General features: G+C 38.1%; 9 protein-coding genes. 8 read left to right on the forward strand and 1 reads right to left on the reverse strand.

Annotation, left to right across the window (positions count from 1 at the left end; genetic code table 11):
- Window positions 1-249: 249 nt before the first annotated feature.
- From PV763_RS16355 to tnpC, 8 genes are all read left to right on the forward strand, one after another.
- Window positions 250-1,686, forward strand: coding sequence for a cytochrome ubiquinol oxidase subunit I (locus tag PV763_RS16355; RefSeq protein ID WP_000172212.1), 1,437 nt, complete (start codon window positions 250-252; stop codon window positions 1,684-1,686).
- Complete coding sequence (gene cydB, locus PV763_RS16360) at window positions 1,679-2,683, forward strand: cytochrome d ubiquinol oxidase subunit II (protein ID WP_000566428.1); 1,005 nt, start codon at window positions 1,679-1,681, stop codon at window positions 2,681-2,683. The genes PV763_RS16355 and cydB overlap by 8 nt, the downstream gene beginning before the upstream one ends.
- Before the next feature lie 8 nt (window positions 2,684-2,691).
- A complete protein-coding gene (locus PV763_RS16365) occupies window positions 2,692-2,799 on the forward strand; it encodes a DUF2474 family protein (protein WP_000777872.1) in 108 nt (35 codons plus the stop codon).
- Window positions 2,800-3,114: 315 nt separating this feature from the next.
- Window positions 3,115-3,885, forward strand: coding sequence for a ZIP family metal transporter (locus tag PV763_RS16370; protein WP_000051649.1), 771 nt, complete (start codon window positions 3,115-3,117; stop codon window positions 3,883-3,885).
- A gap of 22 nt (window positions 3,886-3,907) precedes the next feature.
- Window positions 3,908-5,479 (forward strand): glutamate--cysteine ligase, encoded by a 1,572-nt coding sequence (gshA, locus tag PV763_RS16375; protein ID WP_005006185.1) that lies wholly within the window; start codon window positions 3,908-3,910, stop codon window positions 5,477-5,479.
- Window positions 5,480-5,732: 253 nt separating this feature from the next.
- Entirely contained in the window at window positions 5,733-6,119 is a 387-nt protein-coding gene (locus PV763_RS16380) for a transposase (protein WP_151711100.1), read from the forward strand.
- Window positions 6,116-6,451, forward strand: coding sequence for an IS66 family insertion sequence element accessory protein TnpB (tnpB, locus tag PV763_RS16385; protein WP_171492663.1), 336 nt, complete (start codon window positions 6,116-6,118; stop codon window positions 6,449-6,451). Before PV763_RS16380 ends, tnpB begins: the two co-directional genes overlap by 4 nt.
- Window positions 6,452-6,525: 74 nt before the next feature.
- Window positions 6,526-8,145, forward strand: coding sequence for an IS66 family transposase (gene tnpC, locus PV763_RS16390; RefSeq protein ID WP_234956019.1), 1,620 nt, complete (start codon window positions 6,526-6,528; stop codon window positions 8,143-8,145).
- A 37-nt stretch (window positions 8,146-8,182) separates the two neighbouring features.
- Here the strand turns inward: tnpC and PV763_RS16395 are convergent.
- The coding region (locus PV763_RS16395; protein ID WP_420938225.1) for a hypothetical protein at window positions 8,183-8,362 on the reverse strand (180 nt) is incomplete at its 5' end.

Here is an 8,362-nt window from a genome sequence, read left to right on the forward strand (position 1 = left end):
TTGAATGATTTCTTCTTGGTCTACGTGCCATAAAATACTCCATATATTGATGTTTATAACATCATTTGAGGAGCAGAGTATCACTTATAGGAGTTGTTCAAATTTCCGGATCCATCTCTAAGAAACTTAAAAAGAATTTGCGCTTTTACTTCATCAAGCCTCATATAAATCACATTTTTTATAAATGTGATTAGTACGAAATATCAGTGTGATTTATTACTTCAATCAATTCAAAGTAGAGGTGGTAGTATGACTTTAGGACTTACTGCTCTAGAATTAGCAAGAATTCAATTTGCATTTACCGTTTCGTTTCATATCATTTTTCCAGCCATTTCAATTGGTCTAGCAAGTTTTTTAGCTGTTTTAGAATGGCGTTGGCTAAGAACCAAAAATCCTATTTATCAAGATTTATTTAAATTTTGGATCAAAATTTTCGCTGTTGCCTTTGGCATGGGGGTGGTCTCTGGGGTAGTCATGAGCTACCAATTCGGCACAAACTGGAGTGAATTTTCGAGAATAGCAGGAGGCGTCACAGGCCCCTTATTAGCATATGAAGTTTTAAGCGCCTTTTTCTTAGAAGCCGGCTTTTTGGGTATTATGCTTTTTGGTTGGGGACGAGTTGGTCCTCGAGCTCATTTCTTTGCAACCTTAATGGTAGCGATCGGAACATGTATTTCGATGTTCTGGATTTTAGCATCCAATAGTTGGATGCATACCCCCCAAGGTTTTAGTATCGAAAATGGAATAATTGTTCCCCAAAACTGGTTTGAAATTGTATTTAACCCATCATTTCCTTATCGTTTTACACATATGGCTATTGCTGCATTTTTGGTTGCTGCGTTGTTAGTGTGTGCAACAGCAGCATGGCATTTACTTAAAGGTCGTAGAGATGCTTTAGTCAAAACATCATTTTCAATGGCTCTTTGGCTGATTATGGTTCTTGCACCTTTGCAAATTTTAGTGGGCGATAATCATGGTTTAAATACTTTACATCATCAACCTGCCAAATTAGCTGCAATTGAAGGCCATTGGGAAACAAATAAAAATGAAGCTATGCCTTTATATTTATTTGGTATTCCTGATATGGAAGAAGAACGTACTAAATATGGAGTATCAATTCCTTATTTAGGTAGTCTGATCATGACACATTCATTAAATGGTGAAGTCAAAGGCTTAAAAGAATTTGCTCCTGAAGATCGGCCGAATTCTTTGATCATCTTTTGGAGTTTCCGTGTCATGGTTGGTATGGGAATGTTAATGCTGCTATTAGCCGTCTTAGGCTTATGGCTGCGTCGTTCTGACCGTTTATATGAAAGTAAATGGTTTCAACGTTTTGCATTATATATGGGTCCGTCAGGTTTTATCGCTCTTCTAGCTGGTTGGTTTACAACAGAGGTCGGTCGTCAACCTTGGGTTGTTTACAATGTACTTCGTACTAAAGATGCGTTGTCACCCGTATCCGCATCGCAAGTTGGAATAACTCTAATTATTTTTGTTCTGGTTTATTTTGTAGTTTTCGGTATTGGCATTTATTACATGTTAAAGCTAATGCATAAAGGCCCGCAATTCTTAAGTGTACATTCAGGCGAACATGCTGATGTTGGTCAAACACCGATGCGACCAATGAGTGCGGTTGAAGGAAGCTTAGATAAACTAGAATCAATACGGGAGAATCGCCATGATTGATTTATCTCTTATTTGGATTGTCATTATTGGAATTGGTGTATTGATTTATGTCATTCTAGATGGGTTTGACTTAGGTATCGGAATTTTATTTCCTTTCATTAAAGGTTCCAATGAGCGAGATGTGCTAATGAATACCGTTGCTCCGGTCTGGGATGGTAATGAAACTTGGATGGTGCTTGGTGGGGCGGGGCTTTTTGCTGCCTTTCCGCTAGTTTATTCAACAGTTCTTTCTGCACTTTATATGCCGATTATTTTGATGGTGATCGCATTAATATTTCGTGGAGTTGCTTTTGAATTCCGATTTAAAGCAAACCGTACTAAGCATCTGTGGGATAAAGCTTTTATTAGTGGTTCAGTATTTGCAGGTTTTCTTCAAGGTGTAGTTCTAGGTGCATATATTCAGGGTATTAAAACCTTAAATGGTGTTTATGCTGGTGGGCAGTTGGACTGGTTGACACCTTTCTCTGTGTTTACTGGTATTGGTGTAGTCGTTCTGTATGCAACTTTAGGATGTGGATGGTTAATTTATAAAACTGATGCTGAAATTCAAGAAAAAATGTTTTCAATGATGCCTAAACTGATCATTTCAGTATTTATTATTTTTGGATTAGTTACTATCTATACACCACTTTCACAACCGCAAATTGCTGAACGCTGGTTTAGTCAGCCTCAGTTAATGTACTTTAGTCCAATTCCTGTATTAGTACTTATTTTTACGGGAATGGCTTTACGGGCATGTAAACAAAAGAAAGAACTTAGTCCTTTTATTTATACGTTAGGCTTAGTCTTCCTTGCTTATACAGGTTTTTTAATTAGTTTGTGGCCTTATATTATTCCACCTTCAGTAACGATCTGGCAGGCTGCAGCCCCAGCGAATAGTCAACTTTTTGCTTTGATTGGTGCACTGTTGCTCATTCCTATTATTCTGACTTATACCATTTTTTCATATTGGATTTTTAAAGGTAAAGTTCGTGTTGGTGATGCTGGTTATCATTAGGAGTTTGTATGAAACTTTCACAGACAGGATGGTTTATCTTACTTTGGGTAATTGGTGTAGTTACATTAGCGGTTATTGCAGGAATTTTTAGATTCTTAATTCAATTAGCATACTAAGAGCTCAGAGAATAGTGATGAAAGGGCCTTTGTTTAGGCTCTTTTGTATAATGTAAAAAATAAAAATTTCTCAATAGACTAGATTTGATTAAGAATGTCATGATTTTTGTATCTATTTAATTGAATTTAAAATAATTTCCTATTAATTGTTGAGTGGCTTAAACTTTTTTATAAAATCCCTTTTATACTATAGGTGGGTATAGTATATTAGATTGCTTAATACAACATCTACAAATTTGATGTTGTATCGAACGAATTTCGGCTTGTATATGCGATTAGTTAAAAATGATTGTCTACTAGGTATGTATTAAATCTATGTCACTTTTCATTATTACCCTAGTCACTCTGGTCGTAGGAATAGGTAGCGTTTTGATCGCAGACTTATTGGTAACGAGAGCTGGGGCAGCTATTAACAATCAAGATAGTTATGTACAACAAGGCTTTTTAGGTCTAGCAGCTGGTGCGTTATTAGCAACAAGTTTTACACATTTGTTACCAGAGGCTTTTGAAAGCAATATAGATACACATCAACTTTTTTTAGCACTTCTAATTGGTTTAGTTTTCTTTTTTCTACTTAATAAAGCTGAATTGTGGCATCACGGACATGAGCATAATCATTCACATGAGCCACATACAACTAATGGTTGGTCACTATTATTGGGTGATGGAGTCCATTGTTTTGGTGATGGTATTTTGATTGCTTCAATTTTCATTGTTGACATACATCTTGGGCTGATTGCAGCTGCTTCGGTTCTTGTACATGAAGTACCTCATCATATGGGTGATTTGGTAGTTCTTAGGCAGAAAAATCATCGTAGTGCTGCTGTACTAAAGCTTACTATGGCTGGTGCAATGACAGCTTTAGGTGGATTAAGTGGATATTTTCTACTGGCCGGATTACAGCAATGGCAACCTTTCCTTATGATTTTGGCTAGTAGTAGTTTTATTTATGTGTCTTTATCAGATCTAATTCCTCAATTACAACAGCGTTGGACAACTAAAGATACCATTATCCAAATTCTTTGGCTTTTTATAGGAATTCTTATAGTAACTTTAATTAATAGGGTAGTTCATGGTGCACATTAACTTTGAATGTAAGGTTTGATATATGGATAAATTAATATTTGATGAACACTATACTCATCGTCTAAATATTCTAGGTGAAAATTTACCTTTATTGACTATGTGTTTGCGAGGGATAGAACGTGAATGTTTGCGTGTAACGAAGAATGGGAATTTGGTGCTTACACCGCATCCAAAAACACTAGGATCAGCTTTGACAAATGAGTTTATTACTACAGACTATTCCGAATCATTAATGGAATTTGTTACGCCACCTTGTTTGAGTGCTTCAGAGGTCCTTGCAGAACTTAATGATATTCATCGTTTTGTTTATACAAAACTAAATAATGAATACCTTTGGAGTTCATCAATGCCTTCTCTTTTGCCAGAAGAAGAAAGGATTCCTATAGCTGAGTATGGCAATTCAAATATTGGTAAGTTTAAACACGTTTATCGAAAAGGATTAGCTCTTCGATATGGTAGGGCCATGCAATGTATAGCAGGTATTCACTATAATTTTTCATTACCTGAGCAATTAATTCAGCTTTTATACCAACTAGATAATATAACTACTTTCGAAAATAAAGATCGGTCATCAATTTATATGGATATGATACGAAATTTTCACCGTTATAGTTGGCTATTGATTTATCTATTCGGAGCATCCCCAGCGGTTAATTCAAATTTTTTAAAAAAAAACTTAGATCAATTTAAAAAATTTGATAATGACACTTACTACTTGCCTTATGCGACTAGTCTTCGAATGAGTAAGATTGGTTATCAAAGTAGTGCACAATCTACTATCTCTCCTTGTTTTGATAGTCTCAATTCATACATTCATAGTATAAAAGAGGCTTTAGAAACACCTTACCCCTTGTATACGAATATTGGTACCCATAAAAATAACGAATGGGTGCAACTTAATACTAATATTTTGCAAATAGAAAATGAATATTATTCAAATATTAGACCAAAACGAGTTCCATATTCTGGTGAGCGTGTGCTTCATGCATTAAATGCACGTGGGGTACAGTATGTCGAGATACGTTGTTTGGACATTAATCCTTTTTCTTCGTTAGGAATTGATTTAGAGCAAGCTTACTTTTTGGATGCATTTTTATTATTTTGTGCTTTATATAAAAGCCCATCATTAAGTCAAGATAGCCTTAATCAGGCGAATAATAACTTTCACCTTGTGGCTGAAAAGGGGCGAAAGCCAAATTTAGAACTCCAAAATGGAGATAGTTCAATTGCTATGTATGATTGGGCTCAAGAGTTGTTGGCTAATATTAGACCTCTAGCTAATTTACTCGATCATGCAAATGATATTAATAAACATAAAGAAGCTATATATGCTCAACAGGCTAAAATTGAGAATTCATTCTTAACGCCATCCTCTAAGGTCTTAACATATATGTTTCAACATAATATAGGTTTTAATGACTTCGCTTTACATCAATGCCAGCAACATTTGAATAACTTTTCGAAACAGGTTTTGACGGATGAGCGTAAACAATTTTTTGAATCAGTTGCACAAAAGTCTCTTCTTGAGCAAGAAGTGTTAGAGCAGCAGCAAGTCATGGATTTTAATTTGTTTATGAAGAATTATTCAAGTTGAATGCATACTAGTTAAAAAGAAAATGATTAAGTAAATTCGATAGATTAATTTGTATCATGGTTTTATTTTAATTGATTTTAATTTAAACAATTGAAATATTCTTTTCTAACAATCGGTTTGATTACTAGGTTTTTTTTACTTTAACATAAATTATTGATTTAATTTAGTAAGCATCCGGTAAAGCAGCTCCTTACCAATCTATCGAATTAGCCTTATGTTAGTCCCCACTTATTTTTAAGTGGGGACTTAATTCATGACCACAATTACCCATGCATCAACAATATCTGCATCTGCTCCTAGAAAGCGAAGAACATACAGTACTGAATTTAAAAATAGTATTGTTCAAGCCTGTAGAGTACCCAACACATCCATCGCCTCAGTCGCCTTGCAGCATGGACTGAATGCAAATCTCGTATGTAAATGGATTCGCCTTCTGGATGGGGAACAAGCTCTGGACAACTCGGCACCACCCAAGCCCACATTTATTGCATTGCCTTACCCTGCAGCGTTCAATCCATCCACTATAGCAATGCTACCCGTTCACATTACTTTGCCTGATTCGAACATAGAGATCGGGTTGAAATGGCAGGGATCAGAAATGTCCGCTTTGGCAGAATTACTCAAGGCACTGGCGACATGATCCGCATTGATGAAATCTGGCTCGCTACCCAACCCATGGATATGCGTGCGGGTATAGATACGGCCATGGCCCAGATCATGAAAACCTTTGGCTCGATCAAACCGCATTGTGCCTACCTGTTCTGTAATAAACGTGGCCATCGTATGAAAGTGTTGGTGCATGATGGTCTGGGGATTTGGCTGTGTGCCCGGAGATTGGAACAAGGAAAGTTCCACTGGGCGAAGATTCATCAGGGTGAAACGATGAGCATCAGTGCAGAACAGTTACAGGCATTGATTCAGGGCTTGCCCTGGCAGCGCATTGGACAACAACAGGTGGTCACTCTGCTCTAAACCAGACGTGTGCATTCTGCTATTCTCCGAATGTTCTATTTCATTCTTGTCATGACCTCAGGCATACTGCGGTCATGAATACATTGCCTGATTTAACCCAACTGAGCCATGAACAATTGCTGGAATTTACCAGACAGTTGGCGATGCAGCATCAGTCTCTGGCACAATCAAATCAGCAATTAGATGCCAGAGTTCAACATCTTGAAGTCACCAATCAGCATTTAGATTCTAAAGTTCAACATCTTTCCATTCTCAACCAAAAATACGAGCATGAACTGGCGCTGTTTAAACGGCACAAATTCGCTCAGAAGAATGAACATCTCACAGCAAAACAAATCCATCTGTGGGATGAAGCCGTTGAAGAAGATATCGCAGCCGTTGATCTGGAACTGGAACGGCTAAATGCGGATAAAACCGATGCATCCGCGCAGAAAGCCACAGTCAACAAACCTAAGCGTCGACCGCTACCGGATCATCTAGCCAGCATTCGTATTGAACATGAACCTGAATCAACCCAATGTGCTTGTGGTTGCACCTTGCGTCGTATCGGTGAGGATATCAGTGAAAAACTGAATTTCAGACCGGCACAATTTTATAAAGAACAACATGTGCGTGGTAAATGGGTCTGTGATCAGTGTGACACCCTGACTCAGCAAGCGATGCCTGCTTATGTGATTGATAAAGGCATTGCAAGTCCTGAACTGCTCAGCCATGTACTGGTATCCAAGTATGCGGATCATTTACCCCTGTATCGCCAACGCCAGATCTTTCTGCGCGCAGGTGTTGATCTGTCTAGATCCACATTATCGGACTGGATAGGTCGCTGCGGGGTTGAGCTGGAGCCATTGGCAGAAGCTTTAAAACAGATCATATTGCAGCAACAGGTGATTCATGCGGACGAAACACCGGTCACCATCATGCAGCTAGGTGATGATGAGAAAAAACCGAAGAAAGGTTATGTCTGGGCCTATGCCACCACACAATACAATCCCATTCAGGCGGTTATTTATGACTTCCAGCCGAGTCGATCAGGTCAACATGCTGAAGATTTCCTGACAGGCTGGCAAGGTCATTTGGTCTGTGATGATTACAGTGGTTATAAGGCACGCTTTAAAACAGGTCAGGTCATCGAAGTGGGTTGCATGGCGCATGCGCGTCGTAAATTTCACGAACTGCATGTGACGAAGAAAAGTTTCATTGCCGAACAAGCCCTGCAATTGATTCAACAGCTTTACCAAATTGAAGCGGAATTAAGAGAGTTACCAAACTGTAGTGCCGAACAACGCCACCAGCGAAGGCAACAGGACAGTCAACCGATCATGCGACAACTGTATGCCTGGCTGGAAGAGCATCAGGATAAAGTACCCAAGAGTTCGCCTGCAGCGAAAGCCATCAATTACAGTCTAAAACGCTGGTCTGCCTTAAGCCGCTATTTAGATGATGGGAATTTGCCTATTTGTAATAATTGGGTTGAAAATCAAATGCGCCCATGGGCTTTAGGCAGAAAGAATTGGCTATTTGCAGGATCACTGCGTAGTGGCCAACGTGCTGCCAATATCATGACTTTAATCCAGTCAGCCAAGCTGAATGGCTTAGTTCCGTATGCTTATTTAAGTGATGTGCTGAAAAGGCTGCCGACACATAAAATGAAAGATATTGAAGCGCTACTGCCACATAACTGGAAGCCTGCTTGAGTTCAAGCGGGTTTCACTGGATGCTTACTTAATTTATTTATTTTTTAAGCGTGTTTTTGCTAAAAGATAATTTGATATACAGAAGTGTTAATATAAGAATATTTAATATAAATTTTCTTTTTTTTAAAAAATATATTTTTGAGACCTTTGCACGAAACAGCCCCTTTGCTCGAGGCATACCACCAAACCGAAAAAAAACAAAGAATGGCAATGAAAT

Source organism: Acinetobacter sp. AS5 (genome assembly GCF_048957595.1).
Taxonomy (GTDB): domain Bacteria; phylum Pseudomonadota; class Gammaproteobacteria; order Pseudomonadales; family Moraxellaceae; genus Acinetobacter.